Here is a 26,365-nt window from a genome sequence, read left to right on the forward strand (position 1 = left end):
CTTCCGAGCACTCGGAACAGTCTGAACAGACCCCGGCCGCCGTTGCGGTCGGGGTTTCGTGTGTCTTCGGGTTCCTGGTGGTCAGGGCTCTCGTGTGGTCTCGGGTTTCTTCTGTGGTCTGCGTTTCCTGTGTGGTCTGGGTTTCATGTGTGGACGGTGTTGACGCCTGGGTAAGGGGGCCCGCGTGAGGTGGTGTTGTTCATCGGCGGTACGCGCGCGCGTGGCCGTCACCGGAGTGATATGGGGCGTGCTGGCCCCACTGGCGGCGCCTCCCGCGGTGGCGGACTCCGGCGGGCGGGGGTATGCCTTCGCGGCGGACGCCCGGTCCGTACCCGCCGCGACGAGCACCACCGACGCCGCTCTCCTCCAGCCCGGCGGCACCTACCGGAGCACCCTCCCGGCCGACGGAGTCGCCTACTACCGCCTCGACCTCGACGCCACATCGAGCGCGTACGTCTCCGCCACCGCCGTACCCGACCCCACCGCCACCGTCGCCGCCTCCGACGGCATCAAGGTCTCCGTGCAGGACACCGACAGCCATTCCTGCTCCTACGACAGCGCGACCGTGGGCGCCTCCCGCAGCCCGCATCCGGTCACCGCGTGGGGCGCCCGTGAGGCGGGCAGGCCGCGATGTGAGGGCTCCGGGACGTACTACGTCGTCGTCGAACGCGTCGGATCCGGCGGCAGCGGCGATACGAGCGCTACGGCGGGCTCGGCGCCGGAGTCCTGGGAGCTGGAACTCACCGTCGCCACCGAACCGCGCCCGGCGCAGGCCGCTGCCACCAGCGCGCCGAAGGTCTGGGACTCCGCCTCCCCCGCGCCGCCCGGCGACGAACCCGAGCGACGGCCCGGCGGCGCGGGGTTCGCCTCGGCGGCGACCGTGGGGCAGGGCGTCTGGACCGCCGGCATCGAGCCGGGACAGACGCTATTCTACGAGATCCCGGTCGACTGGGGCCAACAGCTCTACGCCACGGCAGAACTGGGCAGCGCGAACGGCACCGACCACGACTACGCCGTCGCGGCGCTGAACCTGGCCCTCCACAACCCAGTGCGCGCCCTCGTCGACGACGTGGGCACCGGCTACGACGGCAGACAGCAGTCGGCCACGCTCGATCCGCTGCCGCCGGTCGGATACGCCAACCGGTACGCGGCGACCGACCGGGTGCGCGGGATGCGGTTCGCCGGCTCGTACTACCTCGTCGTCCACCTGGCGTCCGCTGTCGCCGAGGAGGTGGGCCCTGGGCCGTTCGGGCTGACCCTGCGCGTACGGGTGAAGGGGGAGCCGCAGGACGGCCCCCTCTACGCCGGCCGGTCCGTGCCCGAGGGGCTCTTCGACCTGTCGGACGGGGAGCGGGCGGCCGCGGCGGGCGGGGCTTCGGGAGGCGGGGCCGCGATGCCGGCGGTCGCGGTGGGCGGGTTCGGCGCGGGGACCGCGATTCTGGCGGGGCTGGCGGTGTGGACGGTGCGGGGGCGGCGTTCTGCGGTGGGTGCGGTCCAGACCCGGAAGGCAGACCTCACATCTGGGTGAGCGCCCAGAAGCCGACCGCGTAGCAGGCCAGGGCCAGGAGCACGAGAGGGATCGCCACCTTGGCGGGAGGCCCGGAGCGGCGGGTGGCGGCGTGCGAGCGGCGTCCGGAGATTTTCTGCTCGGGGAGTGGAACCTGCGGGTCCCGAGCGGTGTACGAAGCAGTAGAGGCGTCGGCGGGCTGCTGCTGCGGAGGCGGCGGCGCCGGGTACGGCAGCGGGGCTTGCGGTTGGGGGGAGAGGACGTGGCTGGGTTCGTACAGGGGCTGATGGGGCTGAGGGGGCTGCGCGGGCTGTGGGGGCGGCAGATGGAAGCTGCCGGTGTCCGACATGGTGGGGGGCCGCGGGCCCTGTGGGGCTTCCTGGCGTGGATTCGCCGGAGGACGCCGGGCGCTCGTCCCGGAGGTCACGGAGACCGTGCCGGGCCAGGCGGAGCCGGAGCCGGAACCGGACGCCGAGTCGGAGGCGGAGAAGGAGCCGTCCATGGAGCCGGACATGTAGTCCGCGTCGCCGTTGCTCCTAGCGGCGCTCGGGCGGAAGTCCGTCCGCACGCCAGGTACGAGCTTCAGCGGACCGTCCGGCCCGAATCCGTCCGGCAGCGGCCCGATTTGGTCGAAGATCTCGATCAGCTCGTCGTCGGGGCCGGGCTCCGGCAGGAGTTCCGTGGCGGCGGCGAGCGCCTTGCGCGCCCCTGTGGCCGTGCGGAAGCGAGCATGCGGGTCCGGCTGGATCAGCGTGGCCACGACCTGCCAGAGCGGCTCGGGAATGCCCTTGGGCGCCCCCGGCGTCCCGTGCTCCGCGAAGTACTCCACCAGCGCCTTGACGTCCGGCTTGGCGCCCTCCAGCAGATACAGCGCGACCAGCCCCACCGCGAACAGATCCGCGGGGAAGTCCGGCTCGGCGCCCATCATCTGCTCCGGCGCGAGGTAACCGGGCGTGCCCACCACGAGGTTGGTCTCGGTCAGCCGTGGCTCGCCGAACCGCATCGCGATGCCGAAGTCGGACAGTCGCAGCCGCGGCCGACCCGTCCCGGTGGCCTCCAGCAGGACGTTGGCCGGCTTGATGTCCCGGTGCACCACGCCTTCGGCGTGCACCGCGGACAGCCCGGACAGCAGCTGGTCGAGCAGGGTGCAGACGAAGGCCGGCGGCAGCGGGCCGTAGTCCCCGACGAGATGGACCAGCGAGCCGCCGGCGACCAGGTCCATGGTGAACAGCACCTTGTCGTCGTCGGCGGCCCAGCTCGCGGGGGCCAGCACATGAGGGTGGTCGATCCGCAGCGCCTGCTCGCGGACGAAGCGGAGCAGCGAGTGCGCGTCGCTCTGCTGAAGGACCTTGGCGGCGACATAACGGCGGCGCCGGTGGTCCCAGGCGCGCCAGACGGCGCCGGTCCCTCCGCGCCCGATCGGATCGACCAGTTCGTACCGACCGGCGAAGACCTCACCCATCGCTGTGCGCCGCTCCTCCCCCTCGGCCCCCGTGCGTTCCCCCCCTTGCATTCCCCCGTTGCTCGGTTTTCCCCCTGTTTCCGTGGTCGTCCCGTCCTCGGGGCGGTGGCCCGGCTGCCGCACCCCTTCGGCGACCGGGCCGGCGGCTCAGCTCTGGTGGGACTGGTAGTGCGCGACCGCGTCGGAGGTGCGGCCCGCGCCGTAGACCCGGAGGAACTCTGCCAGTTCCGGGTGGGTCGGGGCGAGGGAGTCCGCGGCGTCGATGATGTCGCCCGCGGCCGCCACCGAGCGCAGCAGCGACTGGATCTCGCGGACCACCCGCTTGACCGTGGGCGCGCCCGAACTGGTGGTCGTCTGCGTGGTGTTGCTGAGCACCGAGCCCCCCTGCGACTTCTTGATCTCTTCCATGCGCTCGGTGGCCTCGGCCGCGCTCACGCTGCCGTCCGCGACCTGCCCGGCCAGCTCCTGGAGCAACTGCACCCGCTGGACCACGGCAGGGTTGCCGATCTTCGCCCGCTGGCCGCTCATCAGCTGCGACAGCATCGGTGCGGACAGTCCCAGTACCCCCGCGAGACGAGCCTGGTTGAGACCAAGATCGTCGATGAGCTTACGGAAGAGCGCCCCCAACGGCTCCCCGTACCAGTTCCGCTGCAGTTCCCGCGCTCTTGCGGTGGCTTCCTGCTGTGCGGCGTCCATTGCGTCTCCCCATCGCTTCCCCAAAAACCGCGGTTCGCTGTAGCGAACCACGCCGAGCATCTTACGGAGAGTGGTCGTTCACGGGGACCCCCCAATCTTTTTGCGAGATACCGGGGGCGACCCGCTACTCTGGTCTGCGGCGCCCGCCGGATGAAGTTCCTCCGGGCCGGACGTCTCCCTTCCGGGGCCTTAGCTCAGTTGGTAGAGCGCCGTCTTTGCATGGCGGATGTCAGGGGTTCGACTCCCCTAGGCTCCACACTTCCAGAGCCCCTCTGACCTGCGGAAACGCTGGTTGGAGGGGCTTTTTTCCGTTTCCGGTGGACACGGGGGCGGGCGCGGAGCGGGGACGGGGTGGGCGCGGGGCCCCGATGGCGGTCTCAGGCTCCAGGTGACAGCAAGGCGAAGCGTCGGCCGCTGGTCGAGCAGAGCAGGTCGCCGTGGTTCAAGAGCCACTCCTCCTGGATGGAGAGGGCGGATCACCTGCGACATGCTCAGCAGTGGGTCGACGATCACCTCGGCCGGGGCGCTGTGGATGTCGAGCCCTGGCTCCGGGGGATCGTCTTCCTCGAACGCGAAGGGTGGGCGTGCATCCACGAGCGCCTGGCCGAGGGCGTAAAGGATCTTGCCGGGGCCGCGATCTTCGCCGTAGCAACGGTCGGCCTGCCCGCCCTGATCGTCGCCCGCGACGCCGACCGGGGGTCGGAGCGGGGCTCGTCGGAGTGCGGGTGATGTCGCTGTCATTTCGCGAATGAATGCCGACCGGTTTGCTGTCGGTAGAAACGACTCCGTGCATCAGATGGAACGCGCCGAATGGGAGCGGGATCCCCTTGCCGATTGCTTTCCCTGAGCCTTCGCGAAAGGTCCGTGGACTTCAGCCCTCGCTACGATATGCGTCGCATTTTTGACGACCCTGGCCTGCCGTCGCGTCAGCGAGGACCTGCCCGTGGAGCAGCGAGGGAGCCCCTGCGGCAGCACGGGTACAGGGCGCACGGCGAGCTCGTGCTGGTGGGCGAAGCAGGGCGGGCGAGTGGGTTCGCCGGCGTCTTTCGCGCACTTCAACCACATTCGGCTGGGAAATGAACTCGGCTGCCGGGAAGTCGCCGGGAGCTGTTCCCAAGCGCGGCTTGCCGTACTTCTTCGAAAATGAGGTCCCGGACGCAGTCCAGGTGTTCCGGATTCGCCTGAGGTCATAGAGGTGCCAGCTGTCGGAACCGGCGTCCTTGCGGTACGGCGTACGGAGCGCTGTCACGCCGGCGAAGGCGCGGGCGGAGGCCGGCGCGACGGCGGCTCGTTCGTCGCGGAGCCGTTGCAGGGATTTCAGCTGTTCACGACCCAGCGCCGCGGCGATGTCTTTCCCTGCTGACGCGGACCGTCCCGTTCCACGTCGGCAGGGGGCGGGCTGTCGCGCCTTCGAGTGGGGGGAAGGCCCCTGTGGGGCAGGGGAGTTACGGCTCTCCCGCCCCACAGCGGTGTTTCACGTGGAACCGACAGGACGACGGGGTGCTCACCCACGCTCGTCCCGGTCCGCTGCCTCCTCCTCGGCTTCCTTGGCCTGGACCTCGGGGTCCAGCGCGGACGGGACGCTGCCGTCCACCGACGTCAGCCGGCCGGACTCGGGCACCTCCGTCGCGGCGGGCGGCTCGACCAGCCAGTCCGGGTTGGCCTGCTTGTCCCACCACTTCCAGGCGGCGAAGGCTCCTCCGCCGAGGACGCCCAGAATCGCCAGGACCTTGACCGCACGACCGGCCTTCGCGCGGCGCTCGTGTTTGCGGACCAGCTTCTGGATCTCCTCGGGCGTGATCTGGCCGCGCAGCGCGGCCAGTGCCGCGATGGCGCGGGCCGTCGCCTCGTTCTTGACGGGCCCGGCCGCGGCGACCGCCTGCTCGATCCTGGGCCGGGAGTAGTCGGCGGCCTGCCGTGCGGCCTTGCGGGTGCGGTAGGCGGCCTCATGGGCGGCGTGGTCGACCTTCGGCGGCACATGCGAGCGGGCCTGCACGCGGGCCTGCTCCAGATACGGCGCGAGATGTGCCGCGTACTGGACGCGGGCCTGCCCGGCCGCCTGCGAGACCTTGGGTGCGAGGCGGGCGCGCGCCTCGTGCGTGTAGTGCGCGGCCCGGTCCTTGGCCGTGTCGGCGTAGGGCGCCACCACTTCCGCGGCGTGCAGCACGCTGTCCTTCGCCGAGCCGGTCGCGGCGCGCACGCTGTCGATGCGGGTCACGGGTTCCTCCTCCTCGGTGGCGTACGGTATTTCGACTTTCCACCCTTTTACGGATCATGCCTGCCGGAGCGCGGCGCGGCATGTGCGGACGGGCATCCGGGTCACTCCGGACGTACGGGGAGTACACGGAGGGATCAATAAGGGGTGAATCCGGGGCAACGGGAGCTTGTCGTCGACAATGCCACGGATCGTCGCCGTGCGCTGGCGAACGCGGGCGTCGGGCGACGTACGACGCGGACCGTGCGAGGATCGGGGGGTCACAGGAAGACAACGGAAGGCAGATCGTGGCTGAGCAGCTTTACGCCACCCTGAAGACCAACCACGGCGACATCGAGGTCCGGCTCTTCCCGAACCACGCGCCGGAGACGGTCAAGAACTTCGTCGAGCTCGCCAAGGGCGAGCGTGAGTGGACCCACCCCGCCACGGGTGAGAAGTCCACCGCCAAGCTGTACGACGGCACGGTCTTCCACCGGGTCATCAGCGGCTTCATGATCCAGGGCGGCGACCCGCTGGGCAACGGCACGGGCGGCCCGGGCTACCAGTTCAAGGACGAGTTCCACCCGGACCTGCGGTTCGACAAGCCGTACCTGCTGGCCATGGCCAACGCCGGCCCGGGCACCAACGGCTCGCAGTTCTTCATCACCGTCTCCCCGACGGCCTGGCTGAACCGCAAGCACACCATCTTCGGCGAGGTCACCGACGCGGCGAGCCAGAAGGTCGTGGACTCCATCGCGAGCACCCAGACCAACCCGCGCACCGACCGGCCGCTCAAGGACGTCGTCATCGAGACGGTCGTCGTCGAGAGCCGCGAGGGCTGAGTCCCGCCGGTTCCCGCCCAGGTCCGCGGCAGCCGAGACCCGTAGCGGTCCAAAGCGTCCGAAGGGAACCAAACGCCCCCTCCGTCCGTAAGGATGGAAGGGGCGTTTCTCGCTTACGACGACGTAGGGGACCTCATGGACCAGGTGTCGGAAAGTCCGCAGGAAGCGCAGAGTCTGCCCGGCTGCTACCGCCACCCGGACCGTGAGACCGGCGTGCGCTGCACCCGCTGCGACCGCCCGATCTGCCCGGAGTGCATGGTCAACGCCTCGGTCGGCTTCCAGTGCCCCGACTGCGTCCGCGAGGGTTCCGGCACCGGCCACCGCCCCGGCGCCTCCCAGCCCCGCAACATCGCCGGCGCGCCCGTCGCCGTCCGCGGTGATCCCCACCTGATCACCAAGATCCTCGTCCTGGTCAATTTCGCGGTGTTCCTCGCCGTCCAGGTGTCCTCGACGCTGCTCGGCGACCTGGTGCTGATCGCCGAGTGGCCGCCGGCCCCCTGGACGGCGACCCAGGGCGTCGCCGAGGGCGAGTGGTATCGCCTGGTCACGGCGATGTTCACGCACGAGGAGATCTGGCACATCGCCTTCAACATGCTGAGCCTGTGGTTTCTGGGCGGCCCGCTGGAGGAGGCGCTCGGCCGGGTCCGCTATCTCGCGCTCTATCTGATCTCCGGACTGGCGGGCAGCGCCCTGGCCTATCTCCTCCAGCCCGCGACCACGGCCTCGCTCGGCGCCTCCGGTGCCGTCTTCGGTCTCTTCGGCGCCACCGCCGTTCTGATGCGCCGCCGCAACTACGACATGCGTCCGGTGATCGTCCTGCTGGTGATCAATCTGCTGTTCACCTTCAACCCCGGCTTCAACATTTCCTGGCAGGCGCACATCGGCGGCCTGGTCGGCGGGGCGGTGATCGGCTACGCCATGGTGAACGCCCCACGGGAGCGGCGGGCGCTGATGCAGTACGGCGCCTGTGCGCTGGTGCTGGCGGTGGTCGCCGGCATGACCCTGCTCCGGACGGCCCAGCTCACCTGAGCGCCTTCCCAACCCCCTGAGCGCGGGTTGTCCACAGCGTGTACCCGATCTTGTGCACACGGTGCGGGAACAGCTGTGCCCCCTGTCACTGACCCGTGTTTCCGCAGGTCAGGCAGGGGGCGAACAGGTATTCGGATGCCGGTCGTTCCGTCACACCAGCGTCAACCGTCGATGAGTTATCCACAGATCGTCGTTCTTTTTCCCCACTGTGGAAAACGGCTGTGGATAACTCGGTGGATAGCCCTGGGCAGAACTGTGTTCACCGCCCGGCAGGGCCTACTTCCACTGGGTCGAGACACCGAATCCGGCGGCGATGAACCCGAAGCCCACGACGATGTTCCAGTTGTTCAGCGCGTCGATCGGCAGCGAACCGTCGGTCACATAGAAGACGACGATCCAGGCCAGACCGATGAGGAACATGGCGAGCATGACGGGCGCGACCCAGGCGCGGCTGTTCAGTTTGATACTGGCCGCCTGCTTCGCCGGCGGCGGCGTGTAGTCGGCCTTCTTGCGGATACGTGACTTCGGCACGAGGGTCTCTCCTGTCGATGCGCTGCGTGGCCGCGCAGGGAACTGGGTCGGGCTCGGGGCAGCGTACAAGGGGACACTGAGTGCTCCCCCGGGCGTCCGTTAGCGTAGTGCTTCCGTGGCGCCGAAGGAGATAAGGGTACGTTGAGCAATTCTGCCGACTCCCCCCAGCCGGGATCCAGCGCTGCCCGCCGGGGATCTTTCCGTCCGGTCCGGCTCCTCACCGTGGCCGTCTTCGCTCTCGCGGGTCTCATTTTCTTCACCAGTTTCCATACGGCCAAGGGCACCAATATCCGTACGGATGCGTCCTTGTTGAAGCTTTCCGACCTCATTCAGGAACGCAGCCGCAAGAACGGCGAACTGGACGAGTCCAACGCGGCCCTGCGCGACCAGGTCGAAGCACTCGCCGAACGCGACGACGGCAGCACCAAGGCCGAGGACGAGAAGCTGGCGGCCCTGGAGAAGAGCGCCGGCACGCAGCAGGTCACCGGGGAGGCCCTCACCGTCACCCTGGACGACGCCCCGCCGAACGCCACCGCCAAGCTCCCCGGCTATCCCGAGCCGCAGCCCGACTACCTGGTCATCCACCAGCAGGACCTCCAGGCCGTGGTGAACGCCCTGTGGCAGGGCGGCGCCAAGGGCATCAAGGTCATGGACCAGCGGCTGATCTCCACCAGCGCCGTGCGCTGCGTCGGCAACACCCTGATCCTCCAGGGCCGCGTCTACTCACCGCCGTACAAGATCCAGGCGGTCGGCGACCCGGAGAAGCTGCGGCAGGCGCTCTCCGCGAGCCCCGCGATCCAGAACTACATGGTGTACGTCAACGTCTACGGCCTGGGCTGGAAAGTCGAGGAGAACGGGACGGTGACTCTGCCGGGCTACTCGGGCACAGTGGACCTGCACTACGCGAAGCCCGTGGAGTAGAGCCGCCCGCCCCAGGAGCCGCCGGTGCGCGTGATCGTGAGGACCGTCAGCGAGCTGTGCGTCACCGCCGGCACCGTGATCGTGCTCTTCGTCGTCTACGTGCTGTTCTGGACCGGCGTACGGGCCGACACCGTCATGGAGGACCAGATCCACGAGCTTCAGGAGCAGTGGGCGCACGGAAGCACGCGCCCCGGCGCATCCGGAGCGGCGCCCGCCCCCGGTGCTTCCGCGAGCCCCCCGAAGCCGGGGCCGTACCGGGACGGCAAGCCCTTCGCGATCATGTACATCCCGCGTCTTGGTTTCACGTGGAACAAGCCGGTCCTCGAGGGCACCGCCACCGACACCCTCAAAAAGGGCCTCGGCCACTACGCGGACACCGCCCGGCTCGGACAGAAGGGCAACTTCTCCGTCGCCGGCCACCGCCGCACCTACGGCGACCCCTTCAAGGACTTCCCGAAGCTGCGCCGCGGAGACGCGGTGGTGCTGACCGACGGCACGACCTGGTTCACGTACCGGATCGACAAGGGCCCCTACAAGACGGTCCCCACCGATGTGGCGGTGATCGATCCGGTCCCCCGCGCCTCCGGCTACACCCGCCCCGGCCGCTATCTGACCCTGACGACCTGCGAGCCGGAGTGGGGCCACAGCCACCGGCTGATCGTCTGGGCGCATCTGGACTCCACACAGCCCGTGGAGGCAGGGGAACCTGAGGCCCTGCGCCGTTAGTCTGGTGCCGTACGGCGTGAGTCTGGTGCCGTGGTACGACGGAAGGGACGGCATGTACGGCTGGATCTGGCGGCATCTGCCGGGCAACGCGTGGGTGAAGGCGCTGATCTCACTGGTACTGATCCTGGCCGTGGTCTACGTCCTCTTCCAGTACGTCTTCCCGTGGGCCGAACCGCTGCTTCCCTTCAACGATGTGACGGTGGACAACCATTGAGCGCGCGCATTCTCGTCGTCGACAACTACGACAGCTTCGTCTTCAACCTGGTCCAGTACCTGTACCAGCTGGGCGCCGAGTGTGAGGTGCTGCGCAACGACGAGGTGTCCACCTCGCACGCCCAGGACGGCTTCGACGGCGTCCTGCTGTCGCCCGGCCCCGGCGCACCCGAGCAGGCGGGCGTCTGCGTCGACATGGTCCGCCACTGCGCGGCGACCGGCGTTCCCGTCTTCGGGGTCTGCCTGGGCATGCAGTCGATGCAGGTGGCGTACGGCGGTGTCGTCGACCGTGCGCCCGAGCTGCTGCACGGCAAGACCTCGCTGGTCGAGCACGAGGGCAAGGGTGTCTTCGCGGGCCTGCCCTCGCCGTTCACCGCGACCCGGTACCACTCCCTGGCCGCCGAGCCGGCGACCGTGCCGGCCGAGCTGGAGGTCACCGCGCGGACGCACGACGGCATCATCATGGGCCTGCGTCACCGGGAACTGCCCGTCGAGGGCGTCCAGTTCCATCCGGAATCGGTGCTCACCGAGCACGGCCACCGCATGCTGGCCAACTGGCTGGTGGAGTGCGGCGACCACGGCGCGGTGGCCAGGTCCGCGGGGCTGGCCCCGGTGGTGGGCAGGGCCACGGCGTGACCGCCCTGCGCCCCGAGCGCGAGAGCACCTCGTACGGGCAGCAGCCGTACGAGGTCTCCGGCACGCTCGGGGACGGGTACGCGGAGCCGCCGTACGAGACACCGTACGAGCCGTCGTACGAGCCGCCCCTCGACGACGAGACGGTGGCGCTGCGCGTAGCCGAACCACCCGGTGAGTCCATACCGGCCCCGGAAACCACTCCCGGCACCGGAGTCACACCGGGCGGCCGTGCGGCCCGCAGAAGGGCCGCCAAGGGCCGTCACGGGCGTCGCCGCCGGACCGCGGCACCGCCGCCCCCCGCGGCCGACGAGCCGCAGGCCCCGCTCTCCCGTGTCGAGGCCCGCCGGCTGGCGCGGGCCCGCAAGCCCAGCCCCGGGGTGATCGCCAGCCGGGTGATCGGCGAGGTGTTCATCACCACCGGCGTGCTGATGCTGCTGTTCGTCACCTACCAGCTGTGGTGGACCAACGTCCGCGCGCACGCCCAGGCCGGGAGCGAGGCGAGCCAGCTCCAGGACGACTGGGCGAGCGGCAAGCGCAACCCCGGCAGCTTCGAGCCCGGCCAGGGCTTCGCCCTGCTCCACATCCCCAAGCTGGACGTGGTGGTCCCGATCGCCGAGGGCACCAGCAACAAGAAGGTCCTCGACCGGGGCATGGTCGGCCACTACGCCGAGGGCGCCCTGAAGACGGCGATGCCCAGCGCCAAGACCGGCAACTTCGGGCTCGCGGGCCACCGCAACACGCACGGCGAGCCGTTCCGGTACATCAACAGGCTCGAGCCGGGCGATCCGATCGTCGTCGAGACGCAGGACACGTACTACGTCTACAAGATGGCGTCCATGCTCCCGGTGACCTCGCCGAGCAATGTGAGCGTGCTCGACCCCGTCCCGAAGGACTCGGGCTTCACGGCCCCCGGCCGGTACATCACCCTCACGACATGCACGCCGGAGTTCACCAGCAAGTACCGGTTGATCGTCTGGGGCAAGATGGACGAGGAACGGCCGCGCAGCAAGGGCAAGCCGGATGCGCTCGTCAGTTAAGGGCAGATGATTCGTGGCAGCGACCACCGACGACACCGAAGAGCACACCGCGGCGCCCAGGCCCGTGCAGCCCGCGCCCCGGCGCCGCCGCCCCGGCCGGATCGCCATGGCGGTCAGCGTCTTCGGCGAACTCCTCATCACGGCGGGCCTGGTCCTCGGCCTCTTCGTCGTCTACTCGCTGTGGTGGACGAACGTCCTCGCCGACCGTGAGGCGGACCGGGAGGGTGACAAGGTCCGCGACACCTGGGCCCACGAGGGAGGCGGCGGCCCCGGCGCCCTGGACACCAAGGACGGCATCGGCTTCCTGCACGTGCCCGACATGAACAAGGACGAGATCCTGATCAAGAAGGGCACCTCGACCGAGATCCTCAACAACGGTGTCGCCGGCTACTACACCGATCCGGTCAAGGCGACCCTGCCGATGAGCGGCAAGAACGGCAACTTCAGCCTCGCCGCCCACCGCGACGGGCACGGCGCGGAGTTCCACAACATCCACAAGCTGAAGAAGGGGGACCCGATCGTCTTCGAGACGAAGGACAAGTGGTACGTCTACAAGGTCTACGCCACTCTTCCCGAGACCTCGAAGTACAACGTGAAGGTCCTCGACGCCGTCCCCAAGGAGTCCGGCCGGAAGAAGGCCGGCAAGTACATCACCCTGACCACCTGCACGCCGATCTACACCAGCCGGTACCGGTACATCGTCTGGGGCGAGCTGGAGCGGGTCGAGAAGGTGGACGCGGACCGGACTCCGCCGGAAGAGCTGCGCTGACAGCCGACAACGGGAAAGCGACAACGGGAAAGTCCCGGCGCCCCTGAGGGGCTGCCGGGACTTTCGCGTCAGGGGCGCGGGTCAGTCTCCGTCGCCGCCTCCGAAGAGGCCTCCGCCGTTGCCGTTGCCTCCGCCGTTGTTGTTGCCTCCGCCGAAGCCCACGGTCGTCAGGGTGATCTGGGTCCCGGCCGGGTTGTCGGTCTCGTTGCCGCCGTCCGGGTCCTGGTCGATGACGAGCGCGGTGTCGCTCTGGTCACTGCCGCCCGCGAACTGGATGTTGGTGAAGCCGGCCGCGTTCAGCTCCTGCCGGGCCTGGGCCACCGTCTTGTTGCGGACGTCCGGGACCTTGGTCTTCTGCTGCTGAAGCTTGCCGACCTTGATCGTCACCACCGAACCGGGGTCGACCTTGGAGTTTGCCGACGGGGTGGTCTCGATGACCTTGCCGTCCTGGTTCGGGTCCGTGGTCGGGACGTCGGTGCAGGTGCCGACCAGTCCGTTGGCCTGCAGCTGTGCCTTGGCCTCGTCACAGGTGCCGGTGACCGGCGGGACCGTCGCCTGCTCCTTCTCCTTGGCGATGGTCAGCGTGATCGTGGAGCCCTTCTCCACCTCCTGGCCGGAGAGCGGGTCCTGTTCGAGGACGGTGCCGGGCTCCTCCGGGGACTCCTTGGGCTCCGTCTCGACCTGGAAGCCGTACTTGTCGCCCTCCAGCTTCGCCTTGGCCTCTTCGAGGCTGTCGCCGATCACGTTGGGTACGGCCACCTTCGGGGCGCCCGTGGAGACGACCAGGTTGACCGTGTCGCCCTTCTTGACCTCGGTGCCCTTCTGCGGATTCTGGGAGCAGATGTTGCCCTTCGGCTGGTCCTCGCAGGCCTTCCGCGTGAGGTTCAGCTCCAGTTCCGTGTTGGTCGCCCGTTTCTGTGCCTGCTCCTCCGAGAGTCCGACGAAGTTCGGCACCGGCACGTCGTCATTGCCCACACCGCCGTTGCCGAACGCCCATTTGCCGATGAGGATCGCGCCGACGAGGACCAGGATCGCCGCGACGACCAGCAGGATCGTCGAGGTGTTGGACTTCTTCTGGCGGCGCCGGTCGGGGCGGTCGTCGTAGCCGTAGCCGCCGTCGTCCGGGTTCATCGGGGGCAGCATCGACGTGGCGCCGGCGTCGGTGGCGCGCAGGGCCGTGGTCGGCTGGTCGTCGGGGTAGCCGCCGTAGCCCGCCGCCGCCATCGCGGCGGTGGCCGCCACCGGGGCGCCGTCGAGGCAGGCCTCGATGTCGGCACGCATCTCGTCGGCCGACTGGTAGCGGTAGTTCGGGTCCTTGACCAGCGCCTTCAGGACGATCGCGTCCATCTCGGGCGTGATCTCGGGGTCGAAGACCGAGGGCGGCTGGGCCTCTTCCCGTACGTGTTGGTAGGCCACGGCCACCGGGGAGTCGCCGACGAACGGCGGGCGGACCGTCAGCAGCTCGTAGAGCAGACAGCCGGTGGAGTACAGGTCCGACCGGGCATCGACCTGCTCGCCCTTGGCCTGCTCCGGGGAGAGGTACTGGGCGGTGCCGATGACGGCCGCGGTCTGGGTCATCGTCATGCCGGAGTCGCCCATGGCGCGGGCGATGCCGAAGTCCATCACCTTGACCTGGCCGTTGCGCGTCAGCATGACGTTGGCCGGCTTGATGTCGCGGTGGACGATGCCGTTGCGGTGGGCGTACTCCAGGCCCTGGAGGATGCCGATGGTCATCTCCATGGCGCGCTCCGGCAGCAGCTTGCGGCCGGAGTGCAGCAGCTCACGGAGCGTGGAGCCGTCGACGTACTCCATCACGATGTACGGGATCGAGACCCCGTCGATGTAGTCCTCGCCCGTGTCGTAGACCGCGACGATCGCGGGATGGTTGAGCGAGGCGGCCGACTGGGCCTCCCGGCGGAACCGGGCCTGGAAGGACGGGTCGCGCGCGAGGTCCGCGCGCAGCGTCTTCACCGCCACGGTGCGGCCGAGGCGGGTGTCATGGGCGAGATACACCTCTGCCATGCCACCGCGGCCGAGCACCTGGCCCAGCTCGTACCGGCCGCCGAGGCGACGCGGCTCTTCCATAGCTTCCTACCAGCCCTCTCCGTCGGTCCCGACCGCCGCACTCGTGCGGTCGGAGGCTGCCGTCCGGGCCTACCGTACCCGGCTCGCTTTCTGTGACCTGGCCAAGCCCGTCACCCGATACAGGACCGGTATCGCAACGTGCACCGATGTGAAGGGGACGTGAGCGGGGTCACTTCCGGTTGCCGATGACCGCCTCCATCACGCTCTTGGCGATGGGGGCCGCGAGGCCGCCACCGGAGATGTCACCGCGGTCGGCGTCCTCGTCCTCGACCACCACGGCGACGGCGACCGGGGAGCTGCCGTCGCTGAGCTTGGCGTAGGAGATGAACCAGGCGTACGGCTTCTCGCTGTTGTCGACGCCGTGCTGGGCGGTGCCGGTCTTGCCGCCGACCTTGACGTTCGGGATCTTCGCGGTGGCGCCGGTGCCCTCCTCGACGACGGTCTCCATCATCGACTGGAGCTTCTGCGCGTTCTCCTCCGACAGCGGCCGGCTCAGCTCCTCCGGCGAGGTCTGCTCGACGGTGTCGAGGCTGGGCGCCTGGAGCTTGTCCACCATGTACGGCTTCATCAGCGAGCCGTCGTTGGCGACCGCCGAGGCGACCATGGCCATCTGCAGCGGCGTCGCGGCGGTGTTGAACTGGCCGATGGAGGACAGCGCGACCTCGGAGGGCGCCATGTCCTCGGAGAAGACCGAGGCGTTGGCGCGCACCGGCGTGAAGTGCTCGGAGGTGAAGCCGAACTTCTCGGCCATCTCCAGCATCTTGTCGTTGCCGAGCTCCGAGCCGACCTTGCCGAAGACGGTGTTGCAGGACCACTGCAGGGCGACGCGCAGAGTGGCGTTCTCGCAGGGGTGGTTGCCGTCGTTCTTCAGCGGGGTGGTGGTGCCGGTCATGATCCACGGCAGCGGCGTCTTGGTCGGCTGGTCCGGGTCGGGGTACTTGCCGTACTCCAGCGCGGCGGCCGCGGTGACGACCTTGAAGGTGGAGCCCGGCGGGTAGGTCTCGCGCAGGGCCCGGTTGAGCATCGGGTCGTCGGGGTTGTTCTTCTTCTGGAGCTTGTTCCAGGCCTTCTCGTCGTCGGCGGAGTAGCCGGCGATCGTCGAGGGGTCGTACGACGGGTACGACGCCAGCGCCAGGATCTTCCCGGTGGACGGCTCGATCGCGGCGACGGCCCCCTTGCCGCGCTCCTTCAGACCCTCGTACGCGGCCTTCTGCGCGGCGGCGTTGAGGGTGGTGACGACGTTGCCGCCCTCCTTCTTCTTGCCCGTGATCATGTCCAGGGTGTTGCGGAAGAAGAGCCGGTCGTCGTTGCCGGTGAGGATGCCGTCCTCCAGGTTCTCCAGCTGGTTGGTGCCGAAGGCCTGGGAGGCGTAGCCGGTGACGGGCGCCCACATGGGGCCGTCCTTGTAGGTGCGGACGTACTCGAAGTCGCCGCTGGAGGCTTCCTTGTAGCCGGTGATGGCCTTGCCCTCGACGATGATGTTGCCGCGAGGGGTGGCGTAGCGCTCGATGGCGACCCGGCGGTTCTCGGTGTCCGTGGCCAGCTCGTCCGCGCGGACGTACTGGAGCCAGTTGTCGCGGATCAGCAGGGTCAGGATGAGCAGCCCGCAGAAGATCGCGATCCGTCGCAGGGGCTTGTTCACGGGCGGACCACCTGGGTCATCTCGGCGTCGGGGTTGGGGGCGGGGGACGGGGCCGGGCGGCGCGCGGTGTCGCTGATTCTCAGCAGGACGCCGATCAGGGCCCAGTTGGCCAGTACGGACGAACCGCCGTACGCGAGGAACGGCATCGTCATACCGGTCAGCGGGATGAGGCCCATCACACCGCCGGCCACCACGAAGACCTGGAGCGCGAAGGCGCCGGACAGGCCGATGGCGAGCAGCTTGCCGAACGGGTCGCGGGCGGCGAGGGCGGTGCGCACACCGCGCTCCACGATCAGGCCGTAGATCAGCAGGATCGCCATGATGCCCGCGAGGCCGAGTTCCTCGCCGAAGGTGGCGAGGATGAAGTCGGAGTTGGCGGCGAACCGGATCAGGTCGGAGTGGCCCTGACCCCAGCCGGTGCCGAGGGTGCCGCCGGAGCCGAACGCCCACAGGGCCTGCATGGCCTGCTCGGAGTGGAGGACGCCGTCGCTGACGCCGGCGCGGCTCAGCTCGTACTCGCGCATCGGGTCGAGCCAGGCCTGGACACGGGTCTGGATGTGCGGTTCGAAGCTCGCCACGCCGACGGCGCCTGCCGCGGACATCAGCAGACCGAAGACGATCCAGCTGGTCCGCTCGGTGGCGACGTACAGCATGATGACGAACATTCCGAAGAACAGCAGAGAGGTGCCGAGGTCGGTCTCGAAGATCAGGATGAGGATCGAGATCGCCCAGACGACCAGGATCGGGCCGAGGTCGCGGCCACGCGGCAGGTACAGGCCCATGAAGCGGCGGCTGGCGAGGGCCAGGGCGTCCCGCTTCACCATCAGGTAGCCGGCGAAGAAGACAGCGAGGACGATCTTCGCGAACTCACCGGGCTGGAGGGTGCCCAGACCGGGGATCCGGATCCAGATCTTGGCGCCGAAGACGTCGGTCCCCAGGCCCGGCACCAGCGGCAGGATGAGCAGCACCAGGGCCACGAACATCGAGATGTAGGTGTAGCGCTGCAGGACGCGGTGGTCCTTCAGGAAGATCAGCACCACGATGAACAGCGCGATGCCCAGCGCGGTGTACAGCAGCTGGCGGGGCGCGGCCGTGACGAAGGTGGGCAGTGACTGCAGCAGCTCCGACTGGTCCAGCCGCCAGATCGCGACCAGCCCCAGCCCGTTCAGCAGGGTGGCCAGCGGCAGCAGCAGCGGGTCCGCGTACGGCGCGAACTTCCGTACGACGAGATGGGCGATGCCGGCCAGCAGGCCGAGGCCCAGGCCGTAGCTCAGCAGCCCGGACGGCACCGAGCCGTCCATGGCGAGGCCCACATTGGCGTACGCGAAGACCGGGATGACCACCGCGAAGACCAGCAGGGCCAGCTCGGTGTTACGGCGGCTCGGCGTGCCGATGGAGCCGATCGTGGACGTGTGGTGCGTCGGCGTGTTGGTAGTACTGCTCATCGTGTGACAGGGCCTCTCACGGCTTGCCTACTGCTTACCGCACAGCGAGACGACCTTCTGCTCTTCCTCCGAGAGGCTGGGGCCGGGCTGGGGAGTGGCGGTCGGGGTCGGAGTCGCGGACGCGGACGGGTTCGGGGCCGAGGGGCTCGGCGATGCCTTGGACGTGACGGAGGTGCGGGTGGTTCCCGTGGTGCCGCCGGCCTCGCCCTCGCCGGTCCGCGCGTTGTTCTCGCGTTCCGCGGCGCGCTGCTCCGACTGCTTCCTGCACGCGGAGGCCTGCACGGCCAGCTCCGCGATTTTCGCCTGGGCGTTCTTCAGACTGCCCTCGGTGATCGTCCCCTCGACCAGCTTCTGCTGGTAGGGAGGCAGGTACTTGAGTTCGATCTCGGGGTGGTCCTTCTCCACCTCGGACAGCGACACCCAGGCCAGGTCCTGGCTGATGCCGCGGTACAGGGCGACGTGCTCGCCGTTGGTGCCGACGTAGTACTGCGTCTGGGTCCAGCGGTAGCCGCCGTAGAGGCCGCCGCCGACCACGGCCAGCGCGAGGACGCCGTAGAAGGACCGCTTGAGCCACCTGCGGCCCTTGCGGGGTTTGACGAAGTCGTCCTCGTCGTAGGCGCCGAAGCCGCCGGCCGGGATGAAACCGGTGACGTCGCCGGAGCCGGGCGGGCCGAACTCGCCGCCGCCGCCCTGTCCGGGCACCTGGCGGCCGAGGCCGGAGGCGCGTCCGGCGGGGGTCTGCATGATGCCGTTGTCGGACAGCTGGTGCTGGTTCTCGGCGACCGCGCCGACCACGACCGGGGTGTCGGACAGCTGCCCGGCGAGGGTGTCGCCGGTGTCCAGGTCGAGGACGTCGGCGACGATCACGGTGATGTTGTCGGGGCCGCCGCCGCGCAGCGCGAGCTGGATCAGCTCCTGCACGGTCTCCTGCGGGCCCTGGTAGCTGGCGAGGGTCTCCTCCATCGTCTGGTGGGAGACGACCCCGGACAGCCCGTCGGAGCAGATCAGATAGCGGTCGCCGGCCCGGACCTCGCGGATCGACAGATCGGGTTCGACGTGGTCGCCGCTGCCCAGGGCGCGCATCAGCAGCGAGCGCTGCGGGTGGGTGGTGGCCTCTTCCTCGGTGATCCGGCCCTCGTCGACCAGCCGCTGCACCCAGGTGTGGTCCTGGGTGATCTGGGTGAGGACGCCGTCGCGCAGCAGATAGGCGCGGGAGTCGCCGACGTGTACCAGGCCGAGCCGCTGGCCGGTCCAGAGCAGGGCGGTGAGGGTGGTGCCCATGCCCTCCAGCGACGGGTCCTCCTCGACCATCTGCCGCAGCTGGTCGTTGGCCCGCTGCACGGCCGCGCCGAGCGAGGTGAGGACGTCGGAGCCGGGGATGTCGTCGTCGAGGGCGACGATCGTGGAGATCGCCTCGGAGGAGGCGACCTCGCCGGCGGCGGCGCCGCCCATCCCGTCGGCGATGGCGAGCAGTCGCGGACCCGCGTAACCGGAGTCCTCGTTGCCCTCGCGGATCATTCCTTTGTGCGAACCGGCGGCGAAGCGCAGTGACAGACTCATGCGCACCTCGCCCGTCGGCTCCGGGTACAGCCGATCGTGTCGAGCCACACTGCCCACCCTCCGGTCGGGAGCGCGCCGGGGCCCCGGGTGTGGACCGCCGCTGCGTGCTCGCTCCGCTCGCGCTCATTCATGACGTAGCACTACTTCCGCAGCTCGATGACGGTCTTGCCGATGCGGATCGGCGCACCCAGCGGGATCGGCGTGGGGGTCGTGAGGCGGGTCCGGTCGAGGTACGTGCCGTTGGTGGACCCGAGGTCCTCGACGATCCACTGGCCGTCCCGGTCCGGGTAGATCCTGGCGTGCCGGCTGGAGGCGTAGTCGTCGTCCAGCACGATCGTGCTGTCGTGCGCCCGGCCCAGGGTGATGGTCTGGCCCTGCAGCGCGACGGTGGTGCCGGTGAGGGTGCCCTCGGTCACGACCAGTTTGGTGGGGGCGTTACGGCGGCCCCGCCCGCCCGCCGGCTGCTGGCGCTGCTGCGGGGGCGCCTGGCGCGCGGCCTGCTGCGGCCGCGCGGCCTCCCGCCGGGACCCGCGCTGAGTGACGCGCGTACCGAACAGGTCGCTGCGGATGACCTGCACGGCCACGATCACGAACAGCCACAGTACGGCCAGGAAACCCAGCCGCATGACCGTGAGGGTCAGCTCTGACATTGCCCCCGGATCACCCTTCGGCTTGCCTATAGATAACGGTGGTGCTGCCCACGACGATCCGCGAGCCGTCGCGGAGCGTAGCGCGGGTGGTGTGCTGCCCGTCCACCACGATGCCGTTGGTGGACCCGAGATCCTGGATCGTCGAGGGCGTTCCGGTCCGGATCTCGCAGTGCCGGCGGCTCACGCCGGGGTCGTCGATCCGCACGTCGGCTTCGGTGCTGCGGCCCAGCACGAGCGTCGCGCGGGAGATCTGATGGCGGGTGCCGTTGATCTCGATCCAGTAGCGGGTGCGTCCGCCGGCCGCCGGCGCGGCGGGAGGACGCTGGCCGGCCGCGGCCGGCGGATAGCCGTAGCCGCCGGGGCGGGCGCCGGGCGGCGGGGCGGAGGGCATGGGGGGCGCGCCCGCGGGGGCGGCCGGCGGGTAGCCGTAGCCGCCGGGACGGGCGGCGGGCGGGGCGGACGCGGGGGGCTGCTGCTGGCTGCTGGACGAGGCGAGCGTACGGCTGCGCACCCGGTACAGGCCGGTGTCGAGGTCGTCGGCCTTCTCCAGATGGACCTTGATCGGGCCCATGAAGGTGTAGCGCTGCTGCTTGGCGTAGTCGCGGACCATGCCGGCCAGCTCGTCGCCGAGCTGCCCCGAGTACGGGCTCAGCCGCTCGAAGTCGGGGGCGCTCAGCTCGACGATGAAGTCGTTGGGGACGACGGTCCGGTCGCGGTTCCAGATGGTGGCGTTGTTGTCGCACTCGCGCTGCAGTGCGCCCGCGATCTCCACGGGCTGCACCTCGGACTTGAAGACCTTGGCGAAGGTGCCGTTGACCAGACCTTCGAGACGCTGCTCGAACCGCTTCAGGACTCCCATGGGGCACCTCCTCCGTCGTTGCCGTCCTGCGTACTGCCGTGCGTGCTGTCGTGCCTGCTGTTCTGTCTACTGCTTACCCGGTACTGCTTACTGATCGTATCCACGCGCCCGTGAATCGGCTGGTTCCCCCTGTCCGCCTGGTCGACGGGTCGACGGGTGTCGAACGGGTGTCGACGCCTGCGAGGTTCCCTCCGGAGCCGCCCTTCGAACTCCTGCCAAGGATCGTAGAGGCGTCCACAAACAAGTGTCCCGCACCTGACTGTGGACTCGGCCCGGCTCCTGGGCACACGGCCGGGACCGGTACGAGGTTGATACGCGACGGCCACGGTCCGGGGTCGGAGTGGGGCGGGGACAACGGATGTGAACCCACCCCTGACAGCGTGCTAATGTTCTGGGTGTCGGAAGGCGCCGGGCCGAAAGGAACGGAGCCGGAGGACACACCCAATGCGCGGGTGGCGGAATAGGCAGACGCGCTGGATTCAGGTTCCAGTGCCCGCAAGGGCGTGGGGGTTCAACTCCCCCCTCGCGCACCGGCTGGAAGCCCCGCAGGTCTCGGACCTGCGGGGCTTTCGCGTGTTCGGGGCGGGTGGATTCCAGAGTGTGATGAGCCTCTCATTCATGTGTCGGTGGCGATGATCAGGACTGACATGGCTGTGACAAGAATTCGCGGTGGCGAGATCACGGCGCCGAGTGGTTCGGCGTGGCGGAGGGCTGAGAGGCCGTCAGTGCGTGTGCGCGGGGACGGGCGCGAGCCGGTATGCGCTCTCATGGGTGACGACGCGGCCGGCGGTGGGCGGCGCGAAGTGGGTGCCCAGGACGAGGGTGTCCGTGTCGGCGAGCGATCCGAGCAGCTCGCGGCGTGAGGCCTCGGACTGTTCGGGGTCGATGTCGACGCAGGCCCCGATGGCGGGGTGGGCGAGCTGGACGGGGTGGTGGACGCAGTCGCCGGTGATCAGAGCCGTCTGTCCGCGGCTGGTCAGCTCGACGGCGGCAGCAACGCCGGCCAGCGCTCTTGATCGCGGCCTCCTGGAGTCGTGGATCGGGTGGCTCAGCGGGTCAGGAGACTCCGGAGCTCCGTGGGTGATCCGCGTGCTGGAGCACGGTGACCGGCATGGCCAGTCGGTCACCGGCGTCCTGTCGGCCTGGTCGTGGCGGCCCCGGTCATCTGCTCGGGCAGCTGCGGAGGCTGGGCCATCAGACAGAGGTGGGACCCGATGACGGCACTCGTGCCGCGCACACCCTTCCCGCGTGCCGTCGCCCTGCCCGGGCCCTCGGCGGACGCGCGGGTCAGGTCGCCGGGTGCGGTTCCCGCGCCCGCAGCCTGCGGGCGAGCAGGCCGAGCAGTACGGCGTTGACCAGCCCGGACAGGGCCACACCGGCGGAGAAGACCAACGGGCTCAGCGAGGAGTACTCCGCGGGTGCCGCCACCGGCAAGGCGAGGAGGCTGAGCGGCGCCGTGGCCATGAGCGGCCAGATGCCCGCGAACCCCGGGTCCGGCGACAGGTAGACGGCGTACAGGAAGAAGCCCAGCGCCGCCCCGACCACCGCGAGGTACCCGCGTGCGAGCCAGTTGTCCACCGCGGGCGCCAGCCGGGACAGGATTCGTCGTGCGCCGGCCGGTGCGGTGGTCGCGGACTTCGCGACGAGGGCGCCCAGCACGGCGGCGTTCACGAGGGCGCACAGGAGGAGCCATACGGTCCACGAGCCGATGGCCAGCACCTCGACCGCCTCGCCGCCCTCGGTGCCGGGACCGAAGGGGAGGACCGCACCCAGGAAGGAGAGGGGCGTCGTGAGCGTCAGGGGGTCGGGGGCGAAGCCGCTGTCCGGGAGGAGGAAGGTGACCAGGACGGAGGCGGCGAAAACGGCGAGATAGCCGCGGGCGAGCCAGTTGTCCGTGGCGAGCGCGAGGAGCCGGCGCAGGCGCGGGAGGCGGCGTGGGCGGGAGCCATTCGGCATCGGGGGTCCCTTCGGGTCCGTCCGGGTCGGTGCACTCCACGGTGGACCGGAGAGCGCCCTCAGACATGAGTACGGGTACTCATCGGCAGGGGCGGCAGCACCTACCACCCGCTGCTCGCGCTCAAGCCGGGCTTGTCTCGGTCGCGCCGCCGCAGTGCCAGTGCGGCGGACGTCACGGAGGCGGTCACGGCGAGTGCCGCACAGGCGGCGAGGGTCGCGCCGAGGGCCGGCCAGGGGAGGCGGACGGCGGCCGGGACCTCCAGCAGCGCCAGGGCGCCCCGCATGCCGAGCAGGTTCAGCGCGGCGACCAGCAGCCCCAGCACCCCGCCGACGCCCACGACGGCCAGGGCCTCGGCCGCGACCAGGCGCAGCACCTGCGCGCGGGTCGCCCCGGCCAGCCGCAGCGCGGCCAGCTCGCGGACGCGGTCGGAGGTCGCCATGACCATGGTGTTGGCCAGCGAGATGCCGGTGTAGAGCAGGGCGATGCCGAGGACCAGGAAGAGGCCGTAGCGGGTCGTCCGGTTGGTTTCCGGGTGGGTGGCGCTGATCCACTCGTCCTTGGTCAGGACGTCCGCGGACGGTCCCGCCGCCGTCCGCAGCCGCGCGGCCATGGCGGCGCGGGCGGCGTCCGTGGCCTCCGTGGTGTCCTCCTGGAGTCGTACGTCGATACGGTCCGCGCGGGCGCCCGGTGCGTTGGCCGGGGTGACGTAGGCGCCGTTGTCGCCGGTGCCGGTGCGCATGACCGCGGCGATCCGCAGGGAGCGCCGGGTGCCGTCGCCGAGCCACACGTCGACCCGGTCCCCCACGCGGTGCCGTTCCCACTCCTCGTTGACGATGATCGATCCGTCGTCGAGGTCGGCGACCCGTCCGGCGGCCAGCGGCAGGCGGGCGGTCGCGGCGAGCGCGCCGGGCTCGGCCGCCCGCGCCTCGGACCTGATCAGGGCGACGCCCTCCTCCAGGACGTACACGGCGCTGGACGCGCTCGCCGAGACGACGGCGCCGGGCACCGCGCGGAGGCGCCTGACGGTCTCGGCGTCGAAAACGGTGTCCCCGCGCGGAGTCACGACGAAGTCGGCGGCGGTCCGCGCGCGCGTCTCGGCGGCCTTCGCCCCCTGCACGGTCGCGGTGGCGCCCAGCAGGGAGCCCGCGAGACCGACGGTGACCAGGACCGGGGCGGCGATCGCCGCCGTACGGCGCACTCCCGCGGCGGCGTTCTCCCGCACCAGCATCCCGGTGGCGCCGGGCAGCCGGGCGAGCAGCCGGGTCAGCGGGGGCACCAGCAGCGGCGCCAGCAGCGCCACGGCGGTGATCAGCAGCATCGGGCGGCTGACGTACGTCTTGCGGTGCAGCAGCTCGCCCGGGTCACCCGCCAGGGCGAGAGCCAGGGTGACGGCCGCGGTCAGCAGCAGGGCGGTGCCGGACAGGAGGCGGCCCCGGGTGAGCGGCTTGGAGTCCGCCGCCGCCTCGCGCAGGGCCTGCGTCGGGGCGGTGCGGCCGGCCCGCCAGGACGCGGCCAGCACCCCGAGCAGCGCGACCAGCACCCCGGTCCAGAAGGCGACGTGGTACGGCCAGCTGTGGTCGCCGATCCTGAACCAGGCGGGGGCGAGTCCGGCCTCGACCACCCAGGTGGCGAGGCGGGGTGCGCCATGGCCGCCGAGGAGGCATCCGGCGGCCGAGGCGAGCAGGCCGACCAGCAGCGCCTCCGCGGCCACGAGGCGGCGGATCTGGCCCGGCGTCGCGCCTGCCGTGCGCAGCAGGCCGAACTCGCGGCGGCGCTGGGCGACGGCGAAGGCGAACGTGGAGGCCACGACGAACACCGACACGAAGGCGGTGACGCCGCCGGCCGTGCCGAACAGGGCGTTCATCGCGGTGAGGGCCTCGGCGTCGCGATCGGGGTCGGGGTCGGCGAGGCGGCGAGCGTCGCCGGTGAGGACCTGGACGCCGGGGTCGTCCGCGACGGCCGCGCGGACGGCGGCCGGGGAGGCGTCGACGACGAGTCGGGTGGGCGGGGCCGGGGAGAGGGCGGCGGCGCGGGCGTCGGTGAAGAAGAGGGCGGCTTCTCGGAGGGGGGTCCTGGGCTCGGCGGTGCCCGCCACGCGGGTCCTCGGCTCGGCTGTGCCCACCACGCGGAGGGTGCCGTGGTCGGTGTGGAGGCGGGCGCCGGGGCGGGCCCGGGTGCCGGTGACGACGACCTCGTCGTGCGCCTTCGGGGCGCGGCCTGCGGTCAGGTCGTACGGCGGGAAGGCGGCGATCGACCAAGGGTGGCCGGTCAGGCGCGCACCGTCCGCGGTGTTCACCGGGAACGCGCGGTCCTCGACGACCGGGCCGAGGCGCTTGAGGCGGGCGACCGTCTCGGCGGGCACCGCGCGGGGGTGGGCGAGCTCGTGGGTGCGGTCGCCGACGGGGGTGGGGACGCGGAGGGTGTCCTGGCCCTTCACGACGACCGGGGCGGCGGCGAACCGTTCCGGCGCGCGGTTCGGGGCCTCCAGGGAGGAGGCGAGGGCCAGCCCCGTCACGGTGAGCAGGGCGACGCCGAGAGCGAGTGCGATGAAGCTGCCGACGAAGGTGACCCAGCGCGCGCGGAGGGTGCGCAGGGCGGTGATCAGCACGGCAGGGCCTCCGGGGCGGGGACGGGGGCGGAGGCGGGGGCGGAGTCGAGCGTGGTCATGTGCGCGGCGATGGTGTCGGCGGTCGCGCCGGTCAGTTCGCCGTGGAGGCGGCCGTCGACCAGGAACACGACGCGGTCGGCGTGGGCGGCGGCCACCGGGTCGTGGGTGACCATGACGGTCGTCTGGCCCTCGTGGTCGACCATGCCGCGCAGCAGGGTCAGCACCTCGCGGCTGGTCTGCGAGTCGAGCGCGCCGGTGGGCTCGTCGCCGAACAGTACGTCGGGGCGGGCGATCAGGGCGCGGGCGAGGGCGACGCGCTGCTGCTGGCCGCCGGACAGCTCGGCGGGCCGGTGCCGGACGCGGTCGCCGAGTCCGACCCGGTCCAGCACCGCGCGGACCCGGGCCTTGGGGACCCGTCGGCCGGCCAGGCGCAGGGGCAGGGCCACGTTCTGCTCGGCGGTGAGGGACGGCAGCAGGTTGAAGGCCTGGAAGACGAAGCCGATCCGTTCGCGGCGCAGCAGGGTCAGCCGTCGCTCGCCGAGCGTCGTCAGCTCCGTACCGCCGAGCCTGACCGACCCGGAGGTGGGGCGGTCCAGGCCCGCGGCGCACTGGAGCAGGGTCGACTTGCCGGAGCCGGAAGGGCCCATGACGGCGGTGAAGGTGGCCTGGGGGAAGGTGAGGGTGATGTCGTCGAGGGCGGTGACGGTGTGGTCGCCGGTGCCGTGGGTTCTCGTGACGGAGCGCAGTTCCACGGCGGTGTGCTGGGTGGTTGTCATCGGTCCCCCGCATGGGTCGGTTGGTTCGGTTCACATGGGTCGGTTGGTTCGGTTCGCTTCGGTGGCTTCACGAAACCGCGCGGGGGGTGCGCAGCGCAGTGCGGCAGAGGCGAGAAGCGGGGTAGGGCCGGCCATACCCCTCGTACGCCCTCTGGACGTATGGAGGCGGCGCGGGCGCGGCTTCTACGGTGGCGGGCATGCGTCCCGTGGAGTCCCGAAA

General features: G+C 70.5%; 22 protein-coding genes, 2 tRNA genes and 2 pseudogenes. 12 read left to right on the forward strand and 14 right to left on the reverse strand.

Going from position 1 to position 26,365, the window contains the following annotated elements; all coding sequences use genetic code 11:
• Positions 1-220 precede the first annotated feature (220 nt).
• Positions 221-1,528 (forward strand): RAD23 family protein, encoded by a 1,308-nt coding sequence (locus ACZ42A_RS14305; protein ID WP_468527473.1) that lies wholly within the window; start codon positions 221-223, stop codon positions 1,526-1,528.
• Here ACZ42A_RS14305 and ACZ42A_RS14310 read toward each other — a convergent pair.
• On the reverse strand, positions 1,515-2,969 hold the full coding sequence (locus ACZ42A_RS14310) for a serine/threonine-protein kinase (protein ID WP_468527474.1): 1,455 nt from the start codon (positions 2,967-2,969) through the stop codon (positions 1,515-1,517). The genes ACZ42A_RS14305 and ACZ42A_RS14310 overlap by 14 nt on opposite strands.
• A gap of 147 nt (positions 2,970-3,116) precedes the next feature.
• Positions 3,117-3,665, reverse strand: a complete 549-nt coding sequence (locus tag ACZ42A_RS14315; RefSeq protein ID WP_468527475.1) for a helix-turn-helix domain-containing protein — start codon at positions 3,663-3,665, stop codon at positions 3,117-3,119.
• A gap of 183 nt (positions 3,666-3,848) precedes the next feature.
• Here ACZ42A_RS14315 and ACZ42A_RS14320 point away from each other — a divergent pair.
• Both ACZ42A_RS14320 and ACZ42A_RS14325 read left to right on the forward strand, forming a co-directional pair.
• Positions 3,849-3,921: transfer RNA gene (locus tag ACZ42A_RS14320), tRNA-Ala, on the forward strand.
• Positions 3,922-4,127: 206 nt separating this feature from the next.
• Complete coding sequence (locus tag ACZ42A_RS14325; protein ID WP_468527476.1) at positions 4,128-4,394, forward strand: hypothetical protein; 267 nt, start codon at positions 4,128-4,130, stop codon at positions 4,392-4,394.
• Between the two features lie 775 nt (positions 4,395-5,169).
• Here the strand turns inward: ACZ42A_RS14325 and ACZ42A_RS14330 are convergent.
• Positions 5,170-5,883, reverse strand: a complete 714-nt coding sequence (locus ACZ42A_RS14330; RefSeq protein ID WP_468527477.1) for a DUF5324 family protein — start codon at positions 5,881-5,883, stop codon at positions 5,170-5,172.
• Positions 5,884-6,167: 284 nt separating this feature from the next.
• Between ACZ42A_RS14330 and ACZ42A_RS14335 the strand changes: the two genes are divergently transcribed.
• Positions 6,168-6,701, forward strand: coding sequence for a peptidylprolyl isomerase (locus ACZ42A_RS14335; RefSeq protein ID WP_468527478.1), 534 nt, complete (start codon positions 6,168-6,170; stop codon positions 6,699-6,701).
• Between the two features lie 135 nt (positions 6,702-6,836).
• Complete coding sequence (locus ACZ42A_RS14340; RefSeq protein WP_468527479.1) at positions 6,837-7,730, forward strand: rhomboid family intramembrane serine protease; 894 nt, start codon at positions 6,837-6,839, stop codon at positions 7,728-7,730.
• A 276-nt stretch (positions 7,731-8,006) separates the two neighbouring features.
• On the opposite strand, the gene crgA is transcribed toward ACZ42A_RS14340, so the two are convergent.
• Entirely contained in the window at positions 8,007-8,261 is a 255-nt protein-coding gene (gene crgA / locus ACZ42A_RS14345; RefSeq protein WP_468527480.1) for a cell division protein CrgA, read from the reverse strand.
• A gap of 141 nt (positions 8,262-8,402) precedes the next feature.
• Here crgA and ACZ42A_RS14350 point away from each other — a divergent pair, with 141 nt between their 5' ends.
• From ACZ42A_RS14350 to ACZ42A_RS14375, 6 genes and pseudogenes are all read left to right on the forward strand, one after another.
• Positions 8,403-9,182 (forward strand): DUF881 domain-containing protein, encoded by a 780-nt coding sequence (locus tag ACZ42A_RS14350; protein WP_468527481.1) that lies wholly within the window; start codon positions 8,403-8,405, stop codon positions 9,180-9,182.
• Between the two features lie 81 nt (positions 9,183-9,263).
• Positions 9,264-9,845: pseudogene (locus ACZ42A_RS14355) on the forward strand (class E sortase); the annotation flags it as partial.
• Positions 9,846-9,924: 79 nt separating this feature from the next.
• Positions 9,925-10,122 carry a hypothetical protein gene (locus tag ACZ42A_RS14360; protein WP_468527703.1) on the forward strand — a complete coding sequence of 66 codons (198 nt, stop codon included), beginning with the start codon at positions 9,925-9,927 and terminating at the stop codon, positions 10,120-10,122.
• The gene (locus ACZ42A_RS14365; protein ID WP_468527690.1) at positions 10,119-10,757 is read left to right on the forward strand and encodes an aminodeoxychorismate/anthranilate synthase component II; all 639 of its coding nucleotides are present in this window, start codon (positions 10,119-10,121) and stop codon (positions 10,755-10,757) included. The genes ACZ42A_RS14360 and ACZ42A_RS14365 overlap by 4 nt, the downstream gene beginning before the upstream one ends.
• Positions 10,754-11,794: a class E sortase gene (locus ACZ42A_RS14370; RefSeq protein WP_468527482.1), complete on the forward strand. Its 1,041-nt coding sequence runs from the start codon at positions 10,754-10,756 to the stop codon at positions 11,792-11,794. The genes ACZ42A_RS14365 and ACZ42A_RS14370 overlap by 4 nt, the downstream gene beginning before the upstream one ends.
• A 13-nt stretch (positions 11,795-11,807) precedes the next feature.
• On the forward strand, positions 11,808-12,563 hold the full coding sequence (locus ACZ42A_RS14375; protein ID WP_468527483.1) for a class E sortase: 756 nt from the start codon (positions 11,808-11,810) through the stop codon (positions 12,561-12,563).
• Between the two features lie 81 nt (positions 12,564-12,644).
• On the opposite strand, the gene pknB is transcribed toward ACZ42A_RS14375, so the two are convergent.
• The 6 genes from pknB to ACZ42A_RS14405 all read right to left on the reverse strand — a co-directional run bounded on the left by pknB (position 12,645) and on the right by ACZ42A_RS14405 (position 20,804).
• Entirely contained in the window at positions 12,645-14,648 is a 2,004-nt protein-coding gene (gene pknB, locus ACZ42A_RS14380; protein ID WP_468527484.1) for a Stk1 family PASTA domain-containing Ser/Thr kinase, read from the reverse strand.
• A 169-nt stretch (positions 14,649-14,817) separates the two neighbouring features.
• Positions 14,818-16,290, reverse strand: coding sequence for a peptidoglycan D,D-transpeptidase FtsI family protein (locus ACZ42A_RS14385; RefSeq protein ID WP_468527485.1), 1,473 nt, complete (start codon positions 16,288-16,290; stop codon positions 14,818-14,820).
• The gene (locus tag ACZ42A_RS14390; RefSeq protein WP_468527486.1) at positions 16,287-17,735 is read right to left on the reverse strand and encodes an FtsW/RodA/SpoVE family cell cycle protein; all 1,449 of its coding nucleotides are present in this window, start codon (positions 17,733-17,735) and stop codon (positions 16,287-16,289) included. Before ACZ42A_RS14390 ends, ACZ42A_RS14385 begins: the two co-directional genes overlap by 4 nt.
• 27 nt (positions 17,736-17,762) lie before the next feature.
• On the reverse strand, positions 17,763-19,295 hold the full coding sequence (locus ACZ42A_RS14395) for a Stp1/IreP family PP2C-type Ser/Thr phosphatase (RefSeq protein WP_468527487.1): 1,533 nt from the start codon (positions 19,293-19,295) through the stop codon (positions 17,763-17,765).
• A 140-nt stretch (positions 19,296-19,435) separates the two neighbouring features.
• Positions 19,436-19,945, reverse strand: a complete 510-nt coding sequence (locus tag ACZ42A_RS14400; RefSeq protein WP_468527488.1) for an FHA domain-containing protein FhaB/FipA — start codon at positions 19,943-19,945, stop codon at positions 19,436-19,438.
• Positions 19,946-19,955: 10 nt separating this feature from the next.
• Positions 19,956-20,804 carry an FhaA domain-containing protein gene (locus ACZ42A_RS14405; protein WP_468527489.1) on the reverse strand — a complete coding sequence of 283 codons (849 nt, stop codon included), beginning with the start codon at positions 20,802-20,804 and terminating at the stop codon, positions 19,956-19,958.
• A 446-nt stretch (positions 20,805-21,250) separates the two neighbouring features.
• On the opposite strand from ACZ42A_RS14405, the gene ACZ42A_RS14410 reads away from it, so the two are divergent.
• Positions 21,251-21,334: transfer RNA gene (locus tag ACZ42A_RS14410), tRNA-Leu, on the forward strand.
• Between the two features lie 192 nt (positions 21,335-21,526).
• Here the strand turns inward: ACZ42A_RS14410 and ACZ42A_RS14415 are convergent.
• From ACZ42A_RS14415 to ACZ42A_RS14430, 4 genes and pseudogenes are all read right to left on the reverse strand, one after another.
• A pseudogene (locus tag ACZ42A_RS14415) lies at positions 21,527-21,793 on the reverse strand (MBL fold metallo-hydrolase); the annotation flags it as partial.
• A gap of 298 nt (positions 21,794-22,091) precedes the next feature.
• Entirely contained in the window at positions 22,092-22,760 is a 669-nt protein-coding gene (locus tag ACZ42A_RS14420; protein ID WP_468527490.1) for an SCO4225 family membrane protein, read from the reverse strand.
• 101 nt (positions 22,761-22,861) lie between these two features.
• Positions 22,862-25,369, reverse strand: a complete 2,508-nt coding sequence (locus ACZ42A_RS14425) for an FtsX-like permease family protein (RefSeq protein WP_468527491.1) — start codon at positions 25,367-25,369, stop codon at positions 22,862-22,864.
• Positions 25,363-26,145, reverse strand: a complete 783-nt coding sequence (locus ACZ42A_RS14430; protein ID WP_468527492.1) for an ABC transporter ATP-binding protein — start codon at positions 26,143-26,145, stop codon at positions 25,363-25,365. Before ACZ42A_RS14430 ends, ACZ42A_RS14425 begins: the two co-directional genes overlap by 7 nt.
• Positions 26,146-26,365 lie beyond the last annotated feature (220 nt).

It is taken from the genome of Streptomyces sp. NPDC030838, from assembly GCF_055572035.1.